The sequence below is a fragment of the Bacillus sp. NTK074B genome, assembly GCF_017303375.1.
Classification (GTDB): domain Bacteria; phylum Bacillota; class Bacilli; order Bacillales; family Bacillaceae_B; genus Rossellomorea.
Genome location: NZ_JAFKOH010000263.1, coordinates 1 through 255, shown reverse-complemented (window position 1 = coordinate 255; position 255 = coordinate 1). Strand labels below are relative to the sequence as shown.

The 255-nt window shown below is 47.8% G+C and carries 1 pseudogene; it reads right to left on the bottom strand.

Features of this window, described 5'->3' with window-relative positions:
• Positions 1-89: 89 nt before the first annotated feature.
• Positions 90-255: pseudogene (locus tag JI667_RS22290) on the bottom strand (type I methionyl aminopeptidase); the annotation flags it as partial.

Sequence of the window (255 nt, the reverse complement as noted above, 5' to 3'; positions counted from 1 at the left end):
ATTGTTCAGCGTCTCTTCCCCGTCTATTCCGAACGATCTGACCGATCTCGGGAACGGTATCCGACTCTTTCACGAACCATCACCTTCACTTAGGCCTTTGTTAGAATTTCATATCCTTCTTCCGTAACAGCAAATGTGTGCTCAAAGTGAGCGCAGTTTTTGCCGTCAGTTGTTACTACAGTCCAATTATCCGAAAGTGTTCGAACATAGCGAGAGCCCAGATTCACCATCGGCTCTACTGCAAGGACCATCCCC